Here is a 21,853-nt window from a genome sequence, read left to right on the forward strand (position 1 = left end):
CACGGGACTACACACCGCTGATCAGCGCGGTGGCGCGATCGCCGCCGCTGTCCGGGGTCTTCGGGTTCTCGGGCATCTCCCGGGCGGGGTTGCCGCCCCACCGGGCGAGCGCGGGGAGTTCCTCGCCCTTCATGACGAAGGAGTCCGGGGCGATCACGGCGCCGTCGCCGACGGTCACCCCGTAGTGGACGAGGGCGCCGACCCCGAGGGTGCAGCCGGCACCCAGCGTGCTGTGGTCGGACTTGAAGGCGCCGTCCTCCTGGGAGTGGCTCTGGATGACGGTGCCCGCGTTGAGGGTGCAGTCGTCGCCGATGGCGGCCAGGGAACGCTCCGGGAGGAAGAGGCCGTCGTCGAAGACCCGGCGCCCGATCCGCACGCCGAGCAGACGCCAGACGACGTTCTTGAACGGGGTGCCGTTGAGGACGTTCAGGTACTCCGTCGCGGCCGTGACCTTCCAGTAGCGTTCGTGCCGCCAGAAGTCGAGGTCGTAGATCGAGCAGTACAGCGGCCGCAGCCCGCGGAACCTGGTGACGATGCGCTCGCCGAGCACGATGTAGGTGACGGTGACCACCAGGACCACGACGTTCGCGACCGCGACCGCGGCGGCGCCGTACATGGGGTAGAGGTCGGCGGCGACGGACGCGGTCAGCGCCACCAGGAAGAGCAGCAGCCACTGCAGCAGCAGGTGGAGCACCGCGGTGCCGGTGTTGTGCTTGTTCTTGTCCGACAGCAGGCGGTGGAACCCGTCGCCGTCCTTCAGGTGGTCGAATTTGCTGTCGCGGTCCACCGTGCGGGGAATCTCGAAGCTGGGCGAGCCCAGCAGTCCGACGTTCTCCCGGACCGGCCCCTCGACGGGGACCATGACCTTGGTCGCCAGCAGGCAGTTCTCGCCGGTCCTGCCCTGGGGCGGATAGGCGATGTGGTTGCCCAGGAAATTGTGCGGGCCGATCGCCGTCCGGGTGACGCGGAAAGAGGTGCTCGAGTAGTCCGCATTCATGATGGACAGTCCGTCGGCGACCATGGTGCCGCTGCCGACCTTGCTCAGGTACGGATTCTCGTGCTTCACCTCGGTACCGAAATTCGAGCCGGTCTGTTCCACCGGCGACAGGTCGTACCCGATGGCGCGCAGGTAGTGCACGACGGCGGAACTGTCACCGAAAAGGACGCGGAAGAACTTCCGGTTGGTGAGGAGGCCGATGGTGCGGTGGAGCCCGTAGCGGAACCCGTACAGCGGGTGGACCGTGTCCGGCTTCACGAGCGGGTGCAGCAGCCGCGGCACGGTGACCACGACGAGGAGGCCCACCAGCAACGCCCCGCAGAAGAGGACGAAGGAGGCGGCGAGGGCGTCGGCGTAGAAGGTCCACGTCGTGAGGGCCACCGGGCCCGGTTCCAGCAGGAGGTCCAGGCGCGGGATCACCGCGAGGAGGATCGCCACCCCGCCGACCGCGACCGGGATCCAGGCGGCCAGGAGGATCAGCAGCTGCGTCAGGCAGTAGGTGACACGGCGGCTCCTGCCGCACTCCACCGGCGCGACCACGCGGTAGTCCGCCGCGCCCGGCTGGGCGGGGGAGCCGTGCCAGCGCTCGCCGGCGGGGACCGCCTGGCCGCTGTGGAGCGAGGAGGCGTGGCCGAGCTGGGCGCCGTCGCCCATGGAGGTGCCGATGTCGAGCACGGTCACCTCGCCGATCAGCACTTCCCTGCCGAGGGTGACCGGACCGGTCTGGATGACCCCCGAGTGTCCCCGGTAGCAGGAGAAGTAGGAGTCCTTGCGGATCACCGTGCCGTCGCCGATGGTCAGCAGGTCGGCGCAGACCGGGACGTGCTTGGAGAAGATGGCCACGCCGCGGCCTATTCGCGCGCCCAGCGCCCGCAGGTACAGCACGTACAGCGGTGAACCGACGAACAGCACCATGGGGTTCGCCCGGATCAGGGTCCGCACGCACCAGAACCGGAAGTACGCCAGGCTCCAGATGCGGATCTCCTGCGGCTTCCACCGCCCGACCAGGAGCCACTTGCCCGCGACCGGCAGGACGCAGACGCCCGCGAAGGCCGCGCCGCCGAACTCCACGGACCGCAGATAGGTGTCGAAGGGGCTCGTGCCGGCGGATATCCACTCCGCCCCGCGCGTCACCACGAGCGCGGCGAGGTAGGAGTAGCCCAGGAAGAACAGTGCCTGCAGCACGCCGCAGAACACGTAGCGCGGCGTGCCCCTCGCCGCCGCCACCTGGATCGGCTCCGGGAGCGGCACGTCGGCGAGGGCCGAGGTGGCGGGGGTCTGGGCGCCGACCGGCGGGGCGTCCGCCAGGGCCGTCGCGAGACTTCTGATCGTCGGGTACCGGTAGATGTCCTTCATCGACACGGACGGCAGGTCCTGGTGCTTCCGCACCCGGGCGCAGAAATGTGCCATCACCAGGGAGTCGGCACCCATTTCCGTGAAGAAATGGCTGTCGACCGACACCCGGTCCGTGTGCACGATGCCCGCCAGTATGTCGGCGAGGATCCTTTCCGTGCCGTCGGCCGGGGCGGTGTAGGGGCGCCCGGTGGTTGAAGATTCATCGGGATCCGAAGCGGGATCCGACGCCAGGACCTCTGCAGATTTTTCCACGATGTGAGCTCCTTGAGGAAAAGTCGACCACGGGCGGCCGGTAAGGCCGGTACCCGGTGTCCCTCTTGCCCCGGCTATGGGCCGGAGCGAGTAATCCGGAAGCCATGCGGTCGTGAGCTCTTCTCTCGCCATACAACCATATGTCGCTCCTCGTAGTCTCCGCCGTCCTCGTTCGGACTGCCACTCGAAGATGATCGAAGTGGTATGTCGCGGCCCTGGACTGCGCAAATGCTCGGGAAGTCGCGATGAATCGACGAGTACCGTTCTTGAAAGGCGGAAAAACCACCGATTCGCAAGGTTGCGGGAAAGTCGCGGAGATGCGATAAGCGCTACCGAGAGTGGTCGTCCCAGTCAAGAGAGTTAAAAGGCGACGGTTAGGTGCTGAGGCCTCGTCATATGACCGAGCCCGCCCGCGCACAGGCTGCGCGGGCGGGCTCGGTGGTCGCGGGGGTCACGGGCAGTCGTACGAGAAACCCGTCGTGACGGCGCGGTGGCCGGGGGTGGTGATGCGCAGTTCCGCCTGCGCCCGGTACGTGCCGTGACCGCGGAAGGTCCACAGCAGGTGCAGCCGCGCCTCGTGGCGGCCGCGGGGAACCTCTTCGTACAGCACGTCGGAGGAGGTGCCGTCGTTGCGTAGCCAGCGGTAACCGATCGTGCCCGGGCGGCCGTTGGTCGTGACGACGGCGACGAGGTCGACGGTCGTGTCGCACGCGGGCGCCGACGGGGACGGGGTCACCGTCACCCGCTTCACCTCGAGGCCCGGACCGAAGCGCTGCCAGGCCAGGAACACGAGCACCGCCACCAGCACCGCTCCGGCCAGTGCGTACCGCCGCGGCCACCTGCGACGACGCGGTCCGGGCGGCGGAAGCGGGATGATCCGGCCCCGCCACACCTCGGCCGCGACGTTGGCCCGGGACGCCGCGGCGGGTGTGACGCCGGGCCCGAACCGCATGACCTCGCCCTCGACCCGGTCCGGCAGGACGACGGTGGGGCCGGCCTTCACCGTCGGCACCGTTCCCTCGGCGCTGACCACGGACTCGAGCCGTGCCGTCGGCAGTGTCGACGGCGCCCAGTGCTCGGCGAGGACGGTCGCGCTGTACTCGGGATCCGCGTCTTGCGGCGCCGTGCCGTGCGGCCTCGCGTCCTGGGGGGTCGCGTCGTTCGGCGCCGCGTCCGTGGGGCCCAGACGGAAGGTGCGCTCGGTGTCCTCCGGGGGGAGGTCGCGGGACCCGTTCACGTGATCACGCAACTACGGGCGAGGATCTGCTGGAACGACTGCCCGTTGGCCGCCGCGGGGTCGGTGGTGGCGACCGCGCCGAACCAACAGCCGCTGCTCCGCGGGAACGTGTGGTCGGCGGTGAAGGAGTACGAGGTGGAACCGCTGCGGGTGAAGGTCTGTGCGCCGTCGGCGGTGCCGGGCTCCCCCTTCGCGTCGCTCGTGTACCAGGTCACCGTGACGGTCACGGGGCGTGCGTCACTGGTGCGCAGCTGGATCGTGGCCGAGGCACTGAATACACCCGTCTGGGCGAGCGAGGTGACCGAGACGTCGCTCACGCTCACCGGGGGTGTGGTCGACGCCGAGGGCGACACCGTCGGCGTGGTCGTCACGGACGCGGAAGCCGTGGCCGAGGCCGTCGTGGTCGGCGTCGGCGCGGTCGGCGTGGTGACGGCGGTCGCCCCGGTGGAGGCCGAGGCGCTCTCCGACGTGGAGGCCGACGGGCTCGGGGAGCCGGGCGAGGGACTGCCCGGCGGAGCCGTCGTCCCCGGCGCTTCGGAGGTGCCGCGCGGGGTCGCTCTCGTCGTTTCCCCTGTCCAGTTGGCGGTCGTCTGACGCGGGTCCTCACCCGAGGCCACCGCGGCGAAGGTCAGCAGCCCCGCGATGATCACACCGCCCACCGCGGCGAGCATGCCCTGACGTGTCAGGCGCTGTGCGCCGCCACCGACCACGGTCGTGGCCAGGTCGACCGTCCCCGGCCGGGGTCCCGCCGACGGGAAGAGAAGCGGCAACAACGCCGCGAGCGCGGCGAGCCTGCGCTGCCCTCGCTCCTCCCAGTCGTTCCCGTATGCCGCTCCCGCGATCACCTCCAGTTCCGCCACGAACGCCTCGGCGTCCGCCGGACGCTGCGCCGGGTCCTTCGCCATCCCGCGGAGGATCAGTTCACGCACCGGCTCCGGTGCCTGCTCGACCGGTACCGGCGCTTCGATGTGCTGCACGGCCAGCTCGGCGAAGTTCTCACCCTGGAACGGCTTGCGGCCGGTCAGGCACTCGTAGAACGTCGCGGTCGCCGCGTACACGTCGGTCGCGGGCGATGCCGGGCGCCCGTTCCACTGCTCGGGGGCCATGTAGGCGGGCGTTCCCGCCACGGCCCCCTTGGTCCCGGTGCGCAGGGCGATACCGAAGTCGACCAGCTTCGACGATCCGTCCGCCGCGACCAGGACGTTCTCCGGTTTGTAGTCGCGGTGCACCACACCGGTGCGGTGGGCGGTGGCGAGGCCGAGCAACGACCCCTTGAGCACCACCAGGGCTGCTTCGGGCCCGGTGGCTCCTTCCTGGCGGAGTAACGCCCTCAGTGCCAAGCCGTCGACCAGTTCCATGACGATGGCTGCGCCTGCGGGACCCTCCACGTACTCGTACAGACTGGCGACATATGGAGTGTGGAGACCTCCCAGCAGCTGCGCCTCGGCTCGGAACTCCTGCAGGAACTCCGGGTCACCCCGCAGTTCGTCGCTCAGGTACTTGATCGCGACGGGCGTTGACGTGGCGTCATGGGACGCGAGCACCACGCGACCGCTGCCGCCCGAGCCCAGTTCTCTGGCCTCGGTGTACCCCGGAGCCCTCCAGCCGCTCATTCACTTGTCCCCCCTGCATGTGGCGCGGTGCCGGCGACCGCGTCGACTTTTCCTCAACAGACACGATTCCTCCGCGACCGGTTCCCGGGGAACCCCCCACCCGGCTGAACACCCCCCGCCGACCGTCCGTACTACGGGGGGACGTGCGTTCCGATCCACCGAACGGCAACAGGGAAGGCGGCCGGCATGGCCCCATCGCGCCACGTGCTCAGCTCCGTCGTCGCAGGCACGGCCGCGTTGCTGCCGCTGGCCCTGGCGGGACCGGCGGCCGCCCACGGCGCGCCGGTGTCCCCGGTCAGCCGTGCCGCGGCGTGCGCGTCCGGAAGCGGACAGTACGTGGGGACGGCCGCCTGCCGGGCCGCCGCAGCCGCCAACGGCGGGAGCCGGCCGTTCGCGGACTGGGACAACCTCCGCGTCGCCGGGGTCGCGGGCCGCGACCGCCAGGTGATCCCGGACGGGAAGCTGTGCAGCGGCGGGCTGGCCGCCTTCCGCGGCCTCGACCTGCCGCGCTCCGACTGGCCGGCCACCCGGCTGACGCCGGGCGCCGCCTTCACCATGGCGTACGGGACGACCATCCCGCACCAGGGCACGTTCCGGCTGTACCTCACGAAGGAGGGCTACGACCCGACCCGTCCGCTGACCTGGTCGTCGCTGGCGAGCGACCCCTTCGTGAAGGTCACCGACCCGCCCGTGTCCGGCGGCGCCTACCGCATCGGCGGACGGCTGCCCTCGAACCGCACCGGGCACCACGTCCTCTTCACGATCTGGCAGAACTCCTCGACACCCGACACGTACTACTCGTGCTCCGACGTCGTCTTCCCGGCCGCCGCGGCCAAGGCACCGGCCAAGCCCGCGAAGCCGGCCAAGTCGGCGAAGCCCCCGGCGACCGCGGCCTCCGCGACGCCCGAGGCCACGGCATCAAAGGGCACCGCGTCCCCCTCCGCCGCCCGGGCGGCCGGATCCCCGTCGGCCGCCCAGGCCTCCCCGCGGGACGCCGTGCGTACCCCGGCCACCCAGCCCGTGGCCGCCGAGAGCGAGGGACCGGGGCGCACCCTGCTGGCCCTGGGCAGCGCCACCCTGCTCGGCGGCATGGCCGCGATCGCCCTGCTGTTCCGGCTGCGCCGCTCGCCGGGCACCCGGGGCCGTTAGGCCCTGTCGTCGTAGCCCCGCCGGACCGCCGCCTACCTCAGCGGTTCGCTCAGCTCGATGGAGCGCAGGGCGGCCGCCAGGGCCGGTCCGTCGCCGACGTCGAGGGCGGTGTCGGCCAGTTTGATGACGTGTTCGTCGCCGTGCTCCAGGGCCCGTTCGAAGACCTCCTCGGACGTGACGGGGCCGGGCGGGGTGTACGCGACCGGCGCGTCCGGTGCGTACATCGCGGTCACCGCGGCGGAGGCCGTCCAGGCGGCCCGCAGGCTGGGCACCCACAGGGCGCGCGGGAGCGCGGGCAGGGTGCGCAGGACGGCGTTGGGGGCAGTGGCCGCGTGGACCAGCATCGTCTCCTCGCCGTGGCCGTGGGTGGCGTACCGGTGGGTGGCCGCCCGCACCAGTTCGGTGAGCCGGGTGCGGGCCTCGTCCGGGTCCGTGACCGCCGCCGCCCACACCGGCAGGCCCGTGACGCGGCCGAGCCGGGCCGGGAAGCCGCCGTCCCGTACGGCGAGGGGCACGACCGCGTCGAGGGCGGCGGCGGCGCTGCCCGCGCCGGGCAGCGGTGCGAGGTCCGCGACGGGGTGGTGGCGGGCCGCCCAGTAGCCGAGGCCGTGGGCGAGTTCGGCCAGACGGGGTCCGGTGCTCTCGCCGGCCAGCAGGGTGCGTACGGCGTGGCCCACCCGGATCACCGGGTGCGTCGAGCCGCCGTACATGCCGGGCAGGAGGCGGGGCCACCACAGTGTGAGCACCTCCCGCCAGGGGTGCTCGGCGATCTCGCGCCCGAAGTAGCCGATCCAGTCGGCGGCCCGGCGCGGATCGCCGAGCGCGGCACGCCAGTTGCCGGCCGTGACCGGCTCGGCGCCGGACGGGAACTCCTCGAGCTTGCGCGCGTACAGGTCGAGCCAGCGGTGCACCGAACGGGCCTGTCCGTGGGCGGCGAGGGCCTGCACGGCCATCGGCGCGTGGTTGGTGAGCCGTCCGAGCCGTTCGGGCCCCGATCCGTGCAGTCGCTGGAGCGCCTCGTCCAGGGTCCCTGTCGTATCCATGGCCAGGACAGTAGGCGGGGCGCGGCGGCGGCGTAACAGGCCGCAGACGTAGGACCGGGCCTAGGTCGCGCCGTCCTCGGAGCCCTTCGGAGCCGTTCGGACCCGTTCGGCCCGGGCTCAGGCGAGCCCGAAGGAGTCCGCCAGGGAGTCGATCTGGGCGGTCAGGAGCGTGGCGCCGCTGTGGCCCATGCCCGCGAACTGGCCGGCCGTCTCCAGGCCGACGGCGCCGTGCAGGTGGGACCAGGCGAGCACGGCGCCCGCCAGGGGCACACCGGGGCCGCCGCGGCGCGCTCCCCGGCGTGGGTGGTCACCCACGTGACGACGGCGTCGTCGCGGCGTGCCCAGCTGTCCATCTCCTCGACGACGGGGAGGACGGCCGCGGTGGGGGAGGCCGTGGCGAAGACCCCCAGGAAGGATCCCAGGGCCGCCCTGGCGCGCTCCACGGTGTCGGCCGGGGCGGTGTAGCCGGGGACGGGCGTGCCCTGGACCAGCAGGTAGCGGTGGGGTTGGCGGACCGCCCACGCGCGGTACGCCTCGGCCAGCGCGTGCAGGCGCGACCGGGGGGTGGGCCCGGTGGCGGACTCGGCGGCCCGGGTGACGACGGTCGCCACGTCGTCGTAGGCGTCGCGGATCAGCGCGCTCAGCAGCTCGTCGCGGCTCGCGAAGTAGCGGTAGAGGGCCGGTCCGGACAGTCGGCGCGGTGTTCCCCGGGGCGCTCACCGGCGGCGAGGTCCCGGCCCTCGGCGACATCGACCTGCCGCACAGCCACACCTACATCCGCGACCTCGCGGCGGGCCTGGCCACCCTCGGCGAACGGCCCGAGGGTGACGGCCGCGTGTGGCACCTGCCCACGGCGCCCGCGGTGACCATCCGCGAGGTGCACCGGATGGTCGAGGAGCGCGTCGGGCAGCCGCTGAAGGTCGTCGTCCTCGACGAGCCGCGGCCCTTCGGGCCCTTCGGCGAGGAGTTCATGGCCGAGTACGCCGAGACGTTCTACCAGCACGCCGAGCCGCAGATCATGGACTCCTCGGCCTTCGAGCGGGCCTTCGGCGCGAGGCCGGCACCGCTCGGTGAGGCGCTCGACGCCACCGTCGCCTGGTACCGCGGACTGCTCGCGGCCACGTGACGGCGGCGCCCTCCCGGCGCCGGGGCCGTCCCCTTACGGGGCCGTCGCCTTACGGGGCCGGGGCGAGACCGTCGGCGACGAGGCCGGCCAGGACGGCCTCCCCGAGCGCGTGCACCGCGGACTGCGGGCGCACCATCACGGTGAACTCCTTGACCAGGCCCGCCTCGTCGACCTGCAGCAGGTCGATGCCGTGGATGCTCCTGCCGCCCACGGTGGCTCGGAACACCAGCACCGTCGACGGTGCCTCGGTGCCGTCGGCGCTCGTCTCGACCGTGCCGTCGAGGGTTCCCACGTAGTGGAAGTCCTCGAAGGTGCGCAGCAGGACGCCGAAGAGCCCCAGCACCATGGGCTTGCCCTCGAACGGGGTGAACTTCACCGGGCTGTAGAGGCGGATGTCGTCGTGGAACAGTTCGTCCAGCGCGCTGAGATCGCGGCGCTCGACGGCGGACCGGAAGCGGTCGGCGGCTGTCATGGCTCCTCCTGGTCGTCCGGCTCCGGACGTCGATACTCAGAAAATTGATTACTCAGTTTCTTGAGTATCATGAGGAGCGGTCACGCGGAAGAGCACGGCACGGCGGGACAGACGTGACGACGGACGGAAGGGGAGCCGGGATGGCCCTGCGGCACGCGGTCCTGGCCGCACTCCTGGACGGGGAACTCAGCGGCTACGAGCTGACGAAGGCGTTCGACATCGGGGTGGCGAACTTCTGGCACGCCCTTCCGCAGCAGCTCTACGCCGAACTGACCAGGCTCGAGAAGGAGGGGCTGATCGCGGGCCGTGAGGTCGTCCAGGACAGCCGGCCCAACAAGCGTCTCTTCCACGTCACCGAGGGCGGGGTCGCCGAGCTGGAACGGTTCGCGGCGGCGGTCGGCAAACCCTCCTTCATCCGCGACGACCTGCTCGTGGCGGTGCAGGCCGCGGACGTGGTCGACGCCGGGGAGCTGATCGCCCGGCTCGGCGAGCGGGCCGCCTTCGCCGACGCCAAGATCGAGCTGTTCGAGCGGCTCCTCGCACGGATGCGCGGCGACCGCACCGAGGAGGAGTTCCTCGGCCGCGGCCGCCGCGTCGGCCCCTACCTCACCTGCCTGCGGGGCCTGGCCTTCGAGGAGGGCAACCGGGACTGGTGCCGGCGGGCCGCCGAAGTCCTGCGGCAGCGGGCCCGCGTCGCCGAGGAACGCTGACGGCCCGCCACGCCCGGCCTCATCCCGCCCGCAGGGCGGCCGTCAGCCACGCGACCGCCGGGGCCAGTGCGGGCGGTGCCTCCTGGCCGCCCACCCGCGCCAGCAGCTGCCAGTAGCGCTCGTAACGGGAGTCGTGCGAGATCTCCAGCCGCTCGGCCAGCCATCCCCGGAACTCCGGGCCGTCCGCCCGGCCAGACAACTCCGCGTACGCGCGGACGAGTTCCTCCACGACAGGGCGGGCCGCCGACGAGGCCGGGCCGATGCCCGCCGCCACGGCGCCGCCCGCACGCTCCCGCAGCAACTCGGCCGTCCGGCGGGCCGCCGCCGGGTCCGGCCGCCCACCCTCCGCGAGGGCACGGCTCTGGTCGGCGACGGCGCGGCGGACGCCGGCCCTGAAGTCCTCGTCCTGGATCAGCTCGGCCAGCTCCACCCAGGCGCCCACCTGCTCCGGCGAGGCGTCGTCGGGGAGTTCGGGCATCGCGGCGCGCATCATGGCCGGGAAACCGGGGTCGACGTCGATGCCGCTCACGATGTCGTCGACGAACTCGTCGACGAGGCGGCGGCGTTCACGGTCCGAGAGGGTGGCGAGTCGGTGCATCAGTTCCGTCTCCTGTGGTGAGGCCCCGCGCCCCGCGACCGTGCGCAGCACCGCCTGGCGGACCCGCAGGGTGCGGATCTGCACCTCCAGCGCCTCGGCGTGGGCCGCGGCGACCTCGGCGACGGTGACCTTCCTGTCCAGGATGGAGTGGACGGCCGCGAGGTCGATGCCGAGGTCGCGCAGCGTGCGCACGAGGGCCAGACGGTCCAGCGCGGCCCGGTCGTAGAGCCGGTAGCCGGCGGGTGTCCGATCGGTCGGCGGCACCACTCCGGTGTCCGACCAGTACCGGATGGTCTTCACGGTCAGACCGGTCAGCCGGGCCAGGTCACCGATGGTGTGGAGGGTGTCGTCGTCCATGTCCGCCATCCTGGGGTCTCCCGCCGCGGGAGACTCAAGCATGCGCCCCCGGCGGCGGCGCGCCTCACCAGGAGCGGGCCTCGCGCAGCAGCAGGTCGCGGACGAGGCCGAGGTGCGGGTGGTGGTCGGCGCCCGGGCGCTGGACGAGGTAGGCGGTGTTGATGGGCGGGTCGTCGGGGTCGAGCAGCGGGACCAGGGTGCCCTCCGCCAGGGCGGCGGCGCACAGGTAGCGGGGGAGGACGGTGAAGCCCGCGCCCGCGGCGACGGTGGCGAGCGCGCCGCGCAGGTCCGGGACGGTCACGGCGGCCTGGCCGGTGAGACGGCGGCCGAACACATGGCGCCAGTAGCGGCGCGCGATCGGCAGGTCCTCGGCGTACGAGACGAGCGGGACGCCGCTCAGCGCGCCGGGCCCGCCAGAGGCCACGTCCAGCCGGGCGGCCCGGGACGGGGCGGCCACCAGCACGAACTCCTCGTCCATCAGGGGCACGGCGCTGAGCAGGCGCCCGCGCGGGCGGTGCGTGGAGATCACCAGGTCGTGCTGCCCGGCCCGCAGCGACTCCAGCAGGACGTCGGTGAGCCCGGTGCCGATCCGCAGCCGTACGCCGCGCTCGACGAGCGGTGCGAGCGCGGGCAGCACGCGCTCGCACAGCAGCTCCGCGGGGCCGCCGAGGCGGACCGGCTCGGCGGGGAGGTCCGCGTCGCCGTGCCCGCGGTCGGCGACGGCGGCGAGCGCGTCGAGCGGCCCGGCCACCCGACCGGCGAGCTCGTCGGCGAAGGGCGTGGCGGCGACGCCGCGGGGCAGCCGTTCGAAGAGATCGCGGTCCAGCCGGCCTTCGAGCGTACGGATCTGGGTCGTCACCGTCGGCTGGGAGAGGCCCAGGAGCCGCGCGGCCGCGGTGAAGGAACCGGCCCGGTGCACCGCCAGGAAGGTGCGCAGCAGCGTCAGGTCCAGCGATCCGCCTCCCGCGCTCCCGCCCCCGTGCCCCGGGCGTATTCCCGGCAACCCATTGGAAACCGTATGGCTCATGATGGCGATCCTATTGGATGCCAATGGGAGGTCCGCCCTACCGTCGAGCCGTCCGGCCCGCTCCGACGCGGTCCGGTGGCAACCGAGCACACCAAGGAGACCTGACATGGCGAAGATCCTGTTCGTCCTGACCGGCGCCTCGTCCTGGACGCTGTCCGACGGCACCGAGCACCCCACCGGCTTCTGGGCCGAGGAGGCCGTGACCCCCTACCGGGTCCTCACCGCCGCGGGTCACGAGGTCGTGGTGGCCACCCCGGGTGGCGTCGTGCCGGCAGTGGACCGGGGGAGCCTGGCCGCCGAGTTCAACGGCGGGGAGGAGGGCGCCCGGGCCGTCGCCGAGGAACTGGAGGCGATGACGGTGCTGCGGCGCCCGATCAAGCTGGAGGAGGCGGACCTCGACGACTACGCCGCCGTGTTCTACCCCGGCGGGCACGGACCGATGGAGGACCTCGCCGTCGACCCGGTCTCCGGACGCCTGCTGACCGCCGCGCTCGGCTCGGGCAAGCCGCTCGGCGTCGTCTGCCACGGCCCCGCGGCCCTGCTCGCCGCCGAAGGCGCGGACGGCGGCTGGCCGTTCGCGGGCTACCGGCTGACCGGCTTCACCAACGCCGAGGAGATCCAGGGAGGGCTCGCCGGCCGTGCCCCCTGGCTCCTGCAGGACCGTCTGGTCGCCCTCGGCGCGGACTTCCAGGAGGGCGAGCCGTGGACGCCCCACGTGGTGACCGACCGCAACCTGATCACCGGTCAGAACCCGGCATCCTCCGGCCCGCTGGCCGAGCGCCTGCTCGCCGCGCTGGGCTGAGGCTGGACCGGGCCGCCCGGCGTCCCCGAGGATGGGCTGCCATGAAGTTGAACAGCGTGGCCGACGCCGAGGCCCTGGCGCGCCTGGCGCACGAGGGCCAGACCGACCGCATCGGCGTGCCCTACATCGAGCACGTCCGGGCGGTCGCGGCGGGGCTCGCCGCCTTCGGCCCGGACCTCCAGATGGCCGGACTCCTGCACGACGTCATCGAGGACACCCCCTGGACCGCCGGCCGGCTGCGCGCCGCCGGCGTCCCGGAGCGGGTCGTCGGCATCGTCGAGCAGGTCACCAACCAGCTGGGCGTGCCCTACGAGGACAAACTGCGCCGGATCGCCGCCGGCCGGGACGCGGCCCTGGTGAAGATCGCGGACAACGCCCACAACAGCCACCCGGACCGGGCCGCACGCCTCGACGAGGCGCAGCGGCTGCGGCTGGCCGCCAAGTACCGCGGGGCCCGGGCGATCCTGTGGCCCGCGGTGCCCCGCGAGGACGTCGCCACGATCCTCGCGGTCGTCAACCCGGCACTGCTGCCGGATCTTCCGCCGGCCGGCTGATCGCGGTGACCACCCGCTGCAGGCTGGCCAGCCAGATCGCGGCGTCGACGGCGTAGTACAGCAGCGGGTCCGGTGCCCGGCCGCCCGAGGCGGCGCAGACGTCCGCGATGACCGTGCGGTCCGTCGGCACGCTCCGCAGCGGGGACTCGACGGGTGCCGGACGCATCGTGCCCGAGCGCAGGTCGTACGTCAGCGGCAGTGTGGTCAGCCGCAGATGGTGCGCCGCGTCCCGCAGGTGCGCGGCGCTGAGCGGCCACGCGGCCAGCGCGCCCGGCGGGCAGTGGTCGACCAGGGTCTGCCCCATGGTGAGGACCCGGTTCCCGGCCAGCATGATCGCCTGGAAGTCCGTCGGCAGCGCGGGTCCTGCACCGGGGGTGTCGCGTTCGGTGGCGAACTGCGCGTAGCTCGCCTCCGCGATCAGCTGGGCGAGCCGGGCCCTGGACAGCGCGTCGCCCACCGTCCCGGTCCCGGTGATGCACTCGGTGATCCGGGTGACCGCCAGGGTGCCCTGGTCCAGCAGCCGCGAACAGGCCCGCCCCAGCTCGCCCGTGCCGCCCCGCGGCCAGGCCAGCAGCCCGACGACGATGCCGGTCAGGGCACCCGTCACCACGTCCGCGATCCGGAACGCGGCGAGCTCCGGACCCGAGGGGGCGATCTGTGTGAAGGCGGAGGCCACCGCGACCGTGAAGAACGCCTGGCCCCAGCCGAGACCGAGCACCGGCCCCGCCGTGAACGCGAGGAAGAACACGGGCGCCATCATGACCGCGTACACCGGCGTGTGGTCGCCCACGAGCAACAGCAGCAGCGCGGCCACCCCGGCCCCCACCAGCGTGCCCCGCACCGCGGGGACCACGGTCGTACGGGTGCCGGCGGCGCTGGTGCGCATCACCGTCAACGTGGTCAGGAGCGCCCAGAAGCCGTGCGACAGGTCGAGCCCGCCCGCGATCAGCCGCGCCGCGGCGAGGGCCAGTGCGATGCGCACGGCGTTCTGGAAGTAGACCGAGCGCGGCGTGAGATGGGCCCGCATCCGGTGCCCGTACAGGGCGACCGGCGACTGCCCCGCGTACCAGAACGGCCCCAGCCGCTCCTCGGGCCGTGTCGTGTCGGGCGGCACCGGCGCGCCGAGCGCGATCCGCACGGAGGTGACCAGGAAGGCCGCGGTGTACGCGATGTCGAGCGCGATCGCCCCGTCCCGCACCGTCGTGGCGGAGGTCCCTCCGGACACCGGCCGGTGGACCCGGTGCTCCTCGAAGGCCGCCGCGGCGGCCGCGCACGGGGCGACCAGCGGCGCCGGGGCCTCGCCCTTCAGCGCCCGGGCGGCGCTGTGGCAGGCGGTGGCCGAGGCCAGCAGCATCCGCGACCGGGCGGCGTCGGGGGCCGGTGTGCGCTCCGCCGCGTCCTCGGCCAACTGCCCGGTCTGCGCCAGCAGGTGCCGCAGGTACGCGGCCCCCTGGCACAGCGCCCGGTCGCGTGCCCCCGCCGACGCCGGGCGCTCGTCCTTCGGCACGTGGCTCATGCGCAACTGCTGCGCCGTCTCCAGCAGGCGTTCCAGTCGCTCGGTCACCACCGGCGGCTCGAGGGCCAGCGACTGCAGCGCCTTCGCCGCGGTCTCGCACGCGTGGGCGAGCCGGTCCTGGTAGCGGCCCGGTGACGGATCCGGCCACACCCACACCTCGGCGGCGGCCATCAGCAGCACGCCGACCACCAGGCCGCACAGGCGCAGGCCCAGCGACTCCGGCTGGTACGGGGGGAAGCACGGCAGGATGTAGAACAGCTGCAGCCCGTTGGCGAGCCCCACCAGCTTGGGTCCGCCCACGCCCGCGTACGTCACCGCGAACCCGACCCCGAGCATCCCCAGCGCCGCCGTCCAGTCGCTGACGGCCAGTGCCGTGCCCAGGGCGATCAGCAACGCGGCCACCGGCAGCGCGGCCAGCAGGGTGCGGGCGCGCTCGACCGGCGTACCGGGCACGTAGGACAGGCCACCGGAGGCCACGGCGCCGAAGAGGGCGTAGATGGCGACGACCGGCTCGCCGAAGCCGTAGCGCGCGACGTAGAAGCTCAGGCACGCCACGAGGGTCACCCGCACCGAACGACGCACCGCCCGGAGGCCCGGATCACGGGCCCGCAGCCACTCCAGCGCACCGCGACCGGGCACCCGCGGCCTCCTCGTTCCTCAGGTCCACGACACGCCGGACCCCTTCAGATCACGGTAGGCCGGGCCGGACCCCCCGGCCACCGCGCGGTCCGGCCCCGCCCGCGCCTCACAGGCGCAGGGTGACCAGCGCGATGTCGTCGGCCGCGCCTCCGGTAACGCCGAGCCGCGCCAGCAGGGCGTCCGCGAGCCGCTCGGCGCCGAGCCCGGGCGTATCGGCGAGCGCGGAGGTCAGCCGGGCCAGGCCCGTGTAGATGTCCTCCCTGCGGCGCTCGATCAGGCCGTCGGTGTAGAGCACCAGCGTGTCCCCCGGGCGGTACGACAAAGACGCCTGCGGTCGGGCGACGTGGGCGGGGCGGGCACCCAGGGGCGGGTCTGTGGCCTGGTCCAGCAGCTCGCAGGTGCCGTCGCCGTGGAGCAGCACGGGCGGCGGATGCCCGGCGCTGCTGTAGCTGATCGTCTGCCGCTCCTTGTCGATCAGCGCGCTGACGGCGGTGGTGGCCACGGCACCCTCGACGCAGCGTGCGTACAGGCCGACGACCTCAAGTGCCTTGGCGGGACCGTCGACGGTGCGCATGGCCGCGCTCAGCGCGCTGCGCAGCATCCCCATGACGCTGGCGGCCTCCAGGCCGTGGCCCACGACGTCGCCGACCGCCACCGCGTAGCAGTTCGCCGAGAGGTTGACCACGTCGTACCAGTCGCCGCACACGTTCAGCGAGCCGGCGGCCGGCAGGTAGCGCACCGCGATGTCCTCGTGCTGGTTCAGGTCCGGCGAGTGGAGCATGGCCTCCTGCAGCGTGAGGGCGACCTGCCGTTCGCGGGCGTGGGCCTCGCGCAACTGGTCGTTGAGGCGCTGCAGCTCCCGGGCCCGCGCGTAGAGCTCGGCCTCCATCGCCTGCTCGCGCTCGCTCAGGTCCGAGCCCTGCAGCCCGTGCCGGTGGCGGCGGGCCTGGACGAACGAGGTCACGTCCTCCACCCGGTGGATGATCCATGCGACGTTGCCGTCCGGCCCGAGGACGGGGGTGTTGATCGGGCTCCACCAGCGCTCCTCGAACCTCCCGGGATCGGTCATCACCGGGATGTCGTACTTCTGCAGCGCCATCGTGTCGGGCTCGCGGCAGGTCAGGGCCCGCTGCAGGGAGGCGCTGAGGTTGCGCACCCCGTCGGCCAGCGGGTCGTCCGGGTTGTCGGGGAACGCGTCGAAGATGTACTGGCCGATCAGGTCGTCCCGGGTGCGTTTGGTCGCCGCCAGGTACGCCTGGTTGACGCCCACGATCACCAGCGCCGCGTTCAGTACCAGGTACGGGCTCGGGGTCGCCGCGAACAGCGCCGCGTAGTCGATCTGCGGTGTCGCCACGGCGTGCTCGTCGTCCCCCGTGTCCGGCAGGGCCACGCAACCAATCTATAAGGCGTTCGGCCTCCTCACCTGTCGCGAACGGGCCGCCCGGTGGGCCCGCGCGGCGGCGGGTTCAGCCCGAGGCGAACGACGTACGGGACTCCAGGTCGCGGCGCGTGGCGTCGCCGTACTCGCCGCTCTCGTCGCCGCGGACGCCGTACCAGACCTGGAAACGGGCGACGGCCGCGGCGAGGCGCCCGTCGAAGCGGCCGTCGACGGCACCGTCCGCGTAGACATCCGGGATCCGCAGCAGCCGGGCCTGGAGCTCGCTGACGGCCGGTCCGGTGTCGCCCTGCCGGAGCACCCCGCCGATCGCGCCCGCACCGGGCGAGCCGGGACCGGCGGCCGTGGGCGCGCCGGGTGCGGAGGGGGAGGCGGGGGCGGCGCCCTGCGGCGTACCGGGGTGGAGGACGCCGGGGGAGAACAGGGCGAGGGCGAGCGCGAATCCGGCGGCGCCGCCGGTGCCGGTGAGCAGCGCGACGCGCAGCGCGCGCGGGGTGCGGGGGGAGCGCCGGGGCGGTGCCGTGCGGGTGCCGGCCCGGAGGTCCGCGGCCCGTCGCGGGGGCGGCCCGGTGCGGGGCAGCGGCTGGGTGTCAGGACCGCCGTCCCGGGGCGGGGCGGCACCGCCGGCGGGGCGGAACAGGCCGAGGGACTCCTCCCACGGCTCGTCCGGCCCTCCGGGCGTCTCCCGCGCGGTGATGACACGCGTCGGCTCGACCATGCGGCGCCGCGGCGGTCCTCCGCCGGACGGGTTCGGCACAGCGGTCCCCCTGTTCTCCCCCCGTCATCCGTACTGGGCCGACCACGCTAGGACCCGCCGGTGGTCCGAACGCCCGGAATCGCCGAATGCGCCGCGCCCCGGGCCCCGTTGGGGTATGCGCGCGGTCACCGCCGACGGCGCCGCGAAGGAACCCTGATGACCTTGTGCGGGCCGGTCGCCTATCGTCGTGGCTGCGGAGACCGCTCCGCGGGTGACGGCACCGAGTGGAGGACGACTGTGCGCTACCGGGACCTGGGACGCAGCGGGCTGCGGGTGTCGGAGATCGGCTACGGAGCCTGGGGGATCGGCGCGTCCGCGTGGGTGGGCGCGACCGAGGACGAGTCCCTGCGCGCCCTGAACCGGGCCGTCGACCTCGGGGTGAACCTCATCGACACCGCACGCGGCTACGGCGAGAGCGAGCGCATCGTCGGACGCGTAGTCCGCGACCGCGCCCGGGCCGGTGACGAGATCCTCGTGGCCACCAAGGTCCCGCCGAAGAACCGCCTGTGGCCCGCCCCCGACGGCGTGGACCCGGCGGAGGCGTTCCCCGGCGACCACATCCGCGAGAGCCTCGAGACCAGCCTGCGGGCCGCCGGGCTCGACCACTTCGACGTGCTCCAGTTCCACGTCTGGAGCGACGAGTGGGTCGGCCGCGGGGACTGGGCGGAGACCGTCGCCGACCTGAAGAAGGAGGGCAAGATCCGGCTCTTCGGGGTGTCGGTCAACGACCACGAGCCGGACAACGCCCTCGCCCTGGTCCGCAGCGGGGTCGTGGACACGGTGCAGGTGATCTACAACGTCTTCGACCAGGCACCGGCGGACGCGCTGCTCCCCGCCTGCCAGGAGCACGGGGTCGGCGTCATCGTCCGGGTGGCCCTCGACGAGGGCGGCCTGACCGGCCGGATCACCGCCGGGACCACCTTCCCCGAAGGGGACTTCCGCAACCGCTACTTCCGTGACGACCGCCCCGCGCAGGTGGAGCGGCGCGTGGACGCCATCGTCGCCGACCTCGGCATCGACCCCGACGACTTGGCGGAGACCGCCCTGCGGTTCGTGCTGAGCGCCCCCGCGGTCTCCACCGTCATCCCCGGCATGCGGTCGGTGCGCAACGTCGAGCGCAACACCGCGCTGAGCGACGGCCGCCCCCTGACGCCGGAACAACTCGCGGTCCTCGCCCGGCACCGCTGGGAGCGCAACTTCTACGGCTGACCGCCCGCAGCATGAACGCCCCCGGTGGGGGAAGGCGCGCTTCCGGACAGAACGGCTCGTTCACGGAGGTGGCCATGCCAGCGTCGACGGCTCACGCCGACCCGCCGGGAGCGTTGCGGACCGATGTGCCGGCCCGGCTGGACCGGTTGCCGTGGACCCGCTGGCACTGGCGCATCGTCATCGGCCTGGGCACCGTGTGGATCCTCGACGGCCTCGAGGTCACCATCGTCGGCAACATGGCGGGCCGGCTCGCCGAGCAGGGCAGCGGCATCGACATCAGCACCGCCCAGGTCACCACGCTGGCGGCCGCGGTGTACGTCGCGGGGGCCTGCCTGGGCGCGCTGTTCTTCGGCAGGCTGACCGACCGGCTCGGCCGCAAGAAGCTGTTCATGGTGACCCTGGCCGTCTACCTCGCGGCCACGGCGGTCACCGCTGTGTCGTGGACCGCCTGGTTCTTCATCCTGTGCCGCTTCTTCACCGGCTTCGGCATCGGCGGCGAGTACGCCGCCATCAACTCGGCGATCGACGAGCTGATCCCGGCCCGGGTGCGCGGCCGGATCGACCTGATCATCAACGGCAGCTTCTGGATCGGCGCCGCCGTGGGCGCGTTCGCGTCCATCGCCCTGCTGGACACCTCGCTGTTCGCCGGCGACGTCGGCTGGCGGCTCGCCTTCGGCATCGGCGTCGTCCTGGGGCTGGTCATCCTGCTGGTGCGCCGTCACGTGCCGGAGAGCCCGCGCTGGTTGTTCACCCACGGCCGGGCGGAGGAGGCCGAGCGCCTGGTCGCCGACGTCGAGCGCACGGTGGCAGAGGAGAGCGGCAAGCCCCTGCCGGAGCCGGGCGAGAGCATCCTCATCCGCCCGCGCGGCGAACTGGGCTTCCTCACCATCGCCCGCACCGTCACCCGCGAGTACCCGCGCCGCACCCTGCTCGGCCTCGCGCTCTTCTCGGGCCAGGCCTTCCTCTACAACGCCGTCACCTTCGGCTACGCGGTCATCCTCACGACCTTCTTCGACGTGCCGAACGGCGACACCGGCTACTACTTCGCCGTCATCGCGGTCGGCAACTTCCTCGGCCCGCTGTTGCTCGGTCACCTCTTCGACTCCGTGGGCCGCAAGCCGATGATCACCGGCAGCTACGTCGGCTCCGGCCTGCTCCTGTTCGGCACCGCCTGGCTGTTCCAGCAGGGCGCCCTCAGCGCGGTCACCATGACGGCCTGCTGGACCGCGGTGCTGTTCCTCGCTTCCGCGGGCGCCAGCGCGGCCTACCTGACGGTCAGCGAGATCTTCCCACTGGAGACCCGGGCGCTGTGCATCGCCTTCTTCTACGCCGTCGGCACCGCCCTCGGCGGCATCACCGGCCCCCTGCTCTTCAACGGCCTGGTCGGCAGCGGCGAGCCCGGCGACACCACCCTCGCCTTCTGCCTCGGCGCGGCCCTGATGACCCTTGCGGGCCTGGTCGAGGCGGCCATCGGCGTACGCGCCGAGCGGCGCAGCCTGGAGTCCCTGGCCGTCCCGCTCAGCGCCGTCGAGGAACCTGCGGGGACCACCTCCGGCACCGCCGGCGCGCGCCCGTGAAGGGCGTCCCCGGCGGCCACGGGGGCGTATCGTCCGGTGGGTCGTTGGCAACCCAGGGGAGGACCCCCGTGCGAAAGATCATCCTGCAGATGGCGGTGTCCCTCGACGGCTACTTCGAGGGACCCGGCCGTGAGATCGACTGGCACCGCGTGGACGAGGAACTGCACCTCCACATGAACGAGCGGCTGAAGACGATGGGCGGCTTCCTGAGCGGCCGCGTCACACACGAGCTCATGGCCGCCTACTGGCCCACGGCCGACGCGGATCCGGAGAGCAGCCCCGCCGTCGCCGAGTTCGCCGGGATCTGGCGCGACATGCCGAAGGTCGTGTACTCGCGGACCCTGGAGCGGGCCGACTGGAACGCCACGATCGTGCGCGACGTCGTCGCCGAGGAGGTCATGGAGCTCAAGGCGCGGCCGGGCGGCGACCTGATGCTCGGCGGTGCCGACCTCGCCGCCTCGTTCCTGCGGCTGGGACTGGTCGACGAGTACCGGATCTACGTCCACCCGGTCGTGCTGGGCCGCGGCAGGTCGGTCTTCCCCGACTCCGACACGCTCACCGCCCTCCGGCTCGCCGGGACGCAGACCTTCGGCAACGGGGTCGTGCTGCTGCAGTACGACCGCGCCGACGCCGGACCGGGCGCCTGACCGCCGCTAGGCCGTGTCGTCACATGCCCTCCCCCAACCTTCGGCCGGGGGTGCCCCCACCCCGCGACGCTCCCCCAGCTGACGCTGGGAGGTGCCCCCAGGCACGGCACTCCCCCAGCCTTCGGCCCGGGGGAGTTGTCGAATCGTCCGAGTAGCCCACTACGAGGACGACTCTCCGCCTTGCGATGCACCGCACCTGGGGGCACCTCCCAGCGGAGCTGGGGGAGCCGCGGGGCCCGCCCTCCGGGCGGTGGGGGCACCTCCCAGCGGTAGCTGGGGGAGCTCATGTGACGACACGACCTAGAGCGCGCCGCGTTCCACGCAGCCGCGCAGGAACGCGGCCTGCCCGGCGTGCTGCAGGTCGTCCGACACCACGCTGACCAGCCGTACCGCGAGCGTCACCGGCGGATCCCAGCTGGTGTCGACGACGCGCGGGAAGTCCGTCTCGCGCAGCGTCCGCAGGTAGCCCAGGGTGTGCTCGTACACCGCGTCGTGATAGCCGGTCAGCAGCTCGCCCGACTCAACGCGCAGCGCGGCGACGTCCTTGGGGCGGTGGCCGTAGCCGGTGTCGTACGGCGCGAAGGGCAGGCCGAAGCGGTCGGCCCAGCCGCCGGTGGTCCACAGCTGCTCGGTGCCCGCGACGCCGGCCACGTGGTCGTCCTGAATGCGCGTCAGGTGCCAGATCAACCAGGCGATCGAGTTCGCCCCCTCGTCGGGCCGCGCGTGCAGGGCGTCCAGGGGCATGCCGTCGACGGCCTCGTGCACGGTTTCCTGGATCCTGCCGAAGGCGTCGGCGAGCAGATCTGCGCTCTTCATGCG

General features: G+C 73.1%; 19 protein-coding genes and 2 pseudogenes. 8 read left to right on the forward strand and 13 right to left on the reverse strand.

Going from position 1 to position 21,853, the window contains the following annotated elements; translation table 11 throughout:
- Positions 1-7: 7 nt before the first annotated feature.
- The 3 genes from OG937_40995 to OG937_41005 all read right to left on the reverse strand — a co-directional run bounded on the left by OG937_40995 (position 8) and on the right by OG937_41005 (position 5,455).
- A complete protein-coding gene (locus tag OG937_40995; GenBank protein ID WUD79038.1) occupies positions 8-2,608 on the reverse strand; it encodes a phosphopantetheine-binding protein in 2,601 nt (866 codons plus the stop codon).
- A gap of 448 nt (positions 2,609-3,056) precedes the next feature.
- A complete protein-coding gene (locus OG937_41000; GenBank protein ID WUD77639.1) occupies positions 3,057-3,842 on the reverse strand; it encodes a hypothetical protein in 786 nt (261 codons plus the stop codon).
- Positions 3,839-5,455 carry a serine/threonine protein kinase gene (locus OG937_41005; protein ID WUD77640.1) on the reverse strand — a complete coding sequence of 539 codons (1,617 nt, stop codon included), beginning with the start codon at positions 5,453-5,455 and terminating at the stop codon, positions 3,839-3,841. Before OG937_41005 ends, OG937_41000 begins: the two co-directional genes overlap by 4 nt.
- Positions 5,456-5,641: 186 nt before the next feature.
- Here OG937_41005 and OG937_41010 point away from each other — a divergent pair, with 186 nt between their 5' ends.
- Positions 5,642-6,604 carry a lytic polysaccharide monooxygenase gene (locus tag OG937_41010; GenBank protein ID WUD77641.1) on the forward strand — a complete coding sequence of 321 codons (963 nt, stop codon included), beginning with the start codon at positions 5,642-5,644 and terminating at the stop codon, positions 6,602-6,604.
- A 32-nt stretch (positions 6,605-6,636) separates the two neighbouring features.
- On the opposite strand, the gene OG937_41015 is transcribed toward OG937_41010, so the two are convergent.
- The 3 genes and pseudogenes from OG937_41015 to OG937_41025 all read right to left on the reverse strand — a co-directional run bounded on the left by OG937_41015 (position 6,637) and on the right by OG937_41025 (position 8,258).
- Positions 6,637-7,647, reverse strand: coding sequence for a questin oxidase family protein (locus tag OG937_41015; protein ID WUD77642.1), 1,011 nt, complete (start codon positions 7,645-7,647; stop codon positions 6,637-6,639).
- A 117-nt stretch (positions 7,648-7,764) separates the two neighbouring features.
- The gene (locus tag OG937_41020) at positions 7,765-7,962 is read right to left on the reverse strand and encodes a WHG domain-containing protein (protein WUD77643.1); all 198 of its coding nucleotides are present in this window, start codon (positions 7,960-7,962) and stop codon (positions 7,765-7,767) included.
- 44 nt (positions 7,963-8,006) lie between these two features.
- Positions 8,007-8,258: pseudogene (locus OG937_41025) on the reverse strand (WHG domain-containing protein).
- Between the two features lie 83 nt (positions 8,259-8,341).
- Here OG937_41025 and OG937_41030 point away from each other — a divergent pair.
- Positions 8,342-8,773, forward strand: a pseudogene (locus tag OG937_41030) (epimerase).
- 49 nt (positions 8,774-8,822) lie between these two features.
- Here the strand turns inward: OG937_41030 and OG937_41035 are convergent.
- On the reverse strand, positions 8,823-9,245 hold the full coding sequence (locus tag OG937_41035) for a nuclear transport factor 2 family protein (GenBank protein ID WUD77644.1): 423 nt from the start codon (positions 9,243-9,245) through the stop codon (positions 8,823-8,825).
- Between the two features lie 140 nt (positions 9,246-9,385).
- Between OG937_41035 and OG937_41040 the strand changes: the two genes are divergently transcribed.
- Positions 9,386-9,955: a PadR family transcriptional regulator gene (locus OG937_41040; protein ID WUD77645.1), complete on the forward strand. Its 570-nt coding sequence runs from the start codon at positions 9,386-9,388 to the stop codon at positions 9,953-9,955.
- A 19-nt stretch (positions 9,956-9,974) separates the two neighbouring features.
- Here OG937_41040 and OG937_41045 read toward each other — a convergent pair whose 3' ends face one another.
- Positions 9,975-10,910, reverse strand: coding sequence for a MerR family transcriptional regulator (locus OG937_41045; protein ID WUD77646.1), 936 nt, complete (start codon positions 10,908-10,910; stop codon positions 9,975-9,977).
- A 64-nt stretch (positions 10,911-10,974) separates the two neighbouring features.
- A complete protein-coding gene (locus tag OG937_41050; protein ID WUD77647.1) occupies positions 10,975-11,937 on the reverse strand; it encodes a LysR family transcriptional regulator in 963 nt (320 codons plus the stop codon).
- Between the two features lie 106 nt (positions 11,938-12,043).
- Here OG937_41050 and OG937_41055 point away from each other — a divergent pair, with 106 nt between their 5' ends.
- Together OG937_41055 and OG937_41060 are read left to right on the forward strand one after the other, a co-directional pair.
- Positions 12,044-12,739, forward strand: a complete 696-nt coding sequence (locus OG937_41055) for a type 1 glutamine amidotransferase domain-containing protein (protein WUD77648.1) — start codon at positions 12,044-12,046, stop codon at positions 12,737-12,739.
- A gap of 41 nt (positions 12,740-12,780) precedes the next feature.
- Complete coding sequence (locus OG937_41060) at positions 12,781-13,293, forward strand: HD domain-containing protein (protein WUD77649.1); 513 nt, start codon at positions 12,781-12,783, stop codon at positions 13,291-13,293.
- Here OG937_41060 and OG937_41065 read toward each other — a convergent pair.
- The 3 genes from OG937_41065 to OG937_41075 all read right to left on the reverse strand — a co-directional run bounded on the left by OG937_41065 (position 13,253) and on the right by OG937_41075 (position 17,562).
- Complete coding sequence (locus tag OG937_41065) at positions 13,253-15,448, reverse strand: FUSC family protein (GenBank protein WUD77650.1); 2,196 nt, start codon at positions 15,446-15,448, stop codon at positions 13,253-13,255. The genes OG937_41060 and OG937_41065 overlap by 41 nt on opposite strands.
- 106 nt (positions 15,449-15,554) lie before the next feature.
- The gene (locus OG937_41070) at positions 15,555-16,838 is read right to left on the reverse strand and encodes a SpoIIE family protein phosphatase (protein WUD77651.1); all 1,284 of its coding nucleotides are present in this window, start codon (positions 16,836-16,838) and stop codon (positions 15,555-15,557) included.
- Between the two features lie 76 nt (positions 16,839-16,914).
- Positions 16,915-17,562 (reverse strand): peptidoglycan-binding protein, encoded by a 648-nt coding sequence (locus OG937_41075; GenBank protein WUD77652.1) that lies wholly within the window; start codon positions 17,560-17,562, stop codon positions 16,915-16,917.
- A 276-nt stretch (positions 17,563-17,838) separates the two neighbouring features.
- On the opposite strand from OG937_41075, the gene OG937_41080 reads away from it, so the two are divergent.
- The 3 genes from OG937_41080 (at position 17,839) to OG937_41090 (ending at position 21,034) form a co-directional block, all read left to right on the forward strand.
- Positions 17,839-18,810, forward strand: coding sequence for an aldo/keto reductase (locus OG937_41080; protein ID WUD77653.1), 972 nt, complete (start codon positions 17,839-17,841; stop codon positions 18,808-18,810).
- A 74-nt stretch (positions 18,811-18,884) separates the two neighbouring features.
- Positions 18,885-20,387, forward strand: coding sequence for an MFS transporter (locus OG937_41085; protein ID WUD77654.1), 1,503 nt, complete (start codon positions 18,885-18,887; stop codon positions 20,385-20,387).
- 68 nt (positions 20,388-20,455) lie between these two features.
- Positions 20,456-21,034, forward strand: a complete 579-nt coding sequence (locus OG937_41090; protein ID WUD77655.1) for a dihydrofolate reductase family protein — start codon at positions 20,456-20,458, stop codon at positions 21,032-21,034.
- Between the two features lie 300 nt (positions 21,035-21,334).
- Here OG937_41090 and OG937_41095 read toward each other — a convergent pair whose 3' ends face one another.
- A complete protein-coding gene (locus OG937_41095) occupies positions 21,335-21,850 on the reverse strand; it encodes a DinB family protein (protein WUD77656.1) in 516 nt (171 codons plus the stop codon).
- Positions 21,851-21,853: the final 3 nt, after the last annotated feature.

It is taken from the genome of Streptomyces sp. NBC_00510, from assembly GCA_036013505.1.
Lineage (GTDB): Bacteria > Actinomycetota > Actinomycetes > Streptomycetales > Streptomycetaceae > Actinacidiphila.

What these genes read in the sequence shown, in the direction of transcription:
- OG937_41005 (WUD77640.1), bottom strand. Translation starts at nt 5,455, where the DNA reads ATGAGCGGCTGGAGGGCTCCGGGGTACACCGAGGCCAGAGAACTGGGC.
- OG937_41015 (WUD77642.1), bottom strand. Translation starts at nt 7,647, where the DNA reads ATGGATACGACAGGGACCCTGGACGAGGCGCTCCAGCGACTGCACGGA.
- OG937_41095 (WUD77656.1), bottom strand. Translation starts at nt 21,850, where the DNA reads ATGAAGAGCGCAGATCTGCTCGCCGACGCCTTCGGCAGGATCCAGGAA.
- OG937_41055 (WUD77648.1), top strand. Translation starts at nt 12,044, where the DNA reads ATGGCGAAGATCCTGTTCGTCCTGACCGGCGCCTCGTCCTGGACGCTG.
- OG937_41045 (WUD77646.1), bottom strand. Translation starts at nt 10,910, where the DNA reads ATGGACGACGACACCCTCCACACCATCGGTGACCTGGCCCGGCTGACC.
- OG937_41035 (WUD77644.1), bottom strand. Translation starts at nt 9,245, where the DNA reads ATGACAGCCGCCGACCGCTTCCGGTCCGCCGTCGAGCGCCGCGATCTC.
- OG937_41060 (WUD77649.1), top strand. Translation starts at nt 12,781, where the DNA reads ATGAAGTTGAACAGCGTGGCCGACGCCGAGGCCCTGGCGCGCCTGGCG.
- OG937_41010 (WUD77641.1), top strand. Translation starts at nt 5,642, where the DNA reads ATGGCCCCATCGCGCCACGTGCTCAGCTCCGTCGTCGCAGGCACGGCC.
- OG937_41075 (WUD77652.1), bottom strand. Translation starts at nt 17,562, where the DNA reads ATGGTCGAGCCGACGCGTGTCATCACCGCGCGGGAGACGCCCGGAGGG.
- OG937_41040 (WUD77645.1), top strand. Translation starts at nt 9,386, where the DNA reads ATGGCCCTGCGGCACGCGGTCCTGGCCGCACTCCTGGACGGGGAACTC.
- OG937_41050 (WUD77647.1), bottom strand. Translation starts at nt 11,937, where the DNA reads ATGAGCCATACGGTTTCCAATGGGTTGCCGGGAATACGCCCGGGGCAC.
- OG937_41085 (WUD77654.1), top strand. Translation starts at nt 18,885, where the DNA reads ATGCCAGCGTCGACGGCTCACGCCGACCCGCCGGGAGCGTTGCGGACC.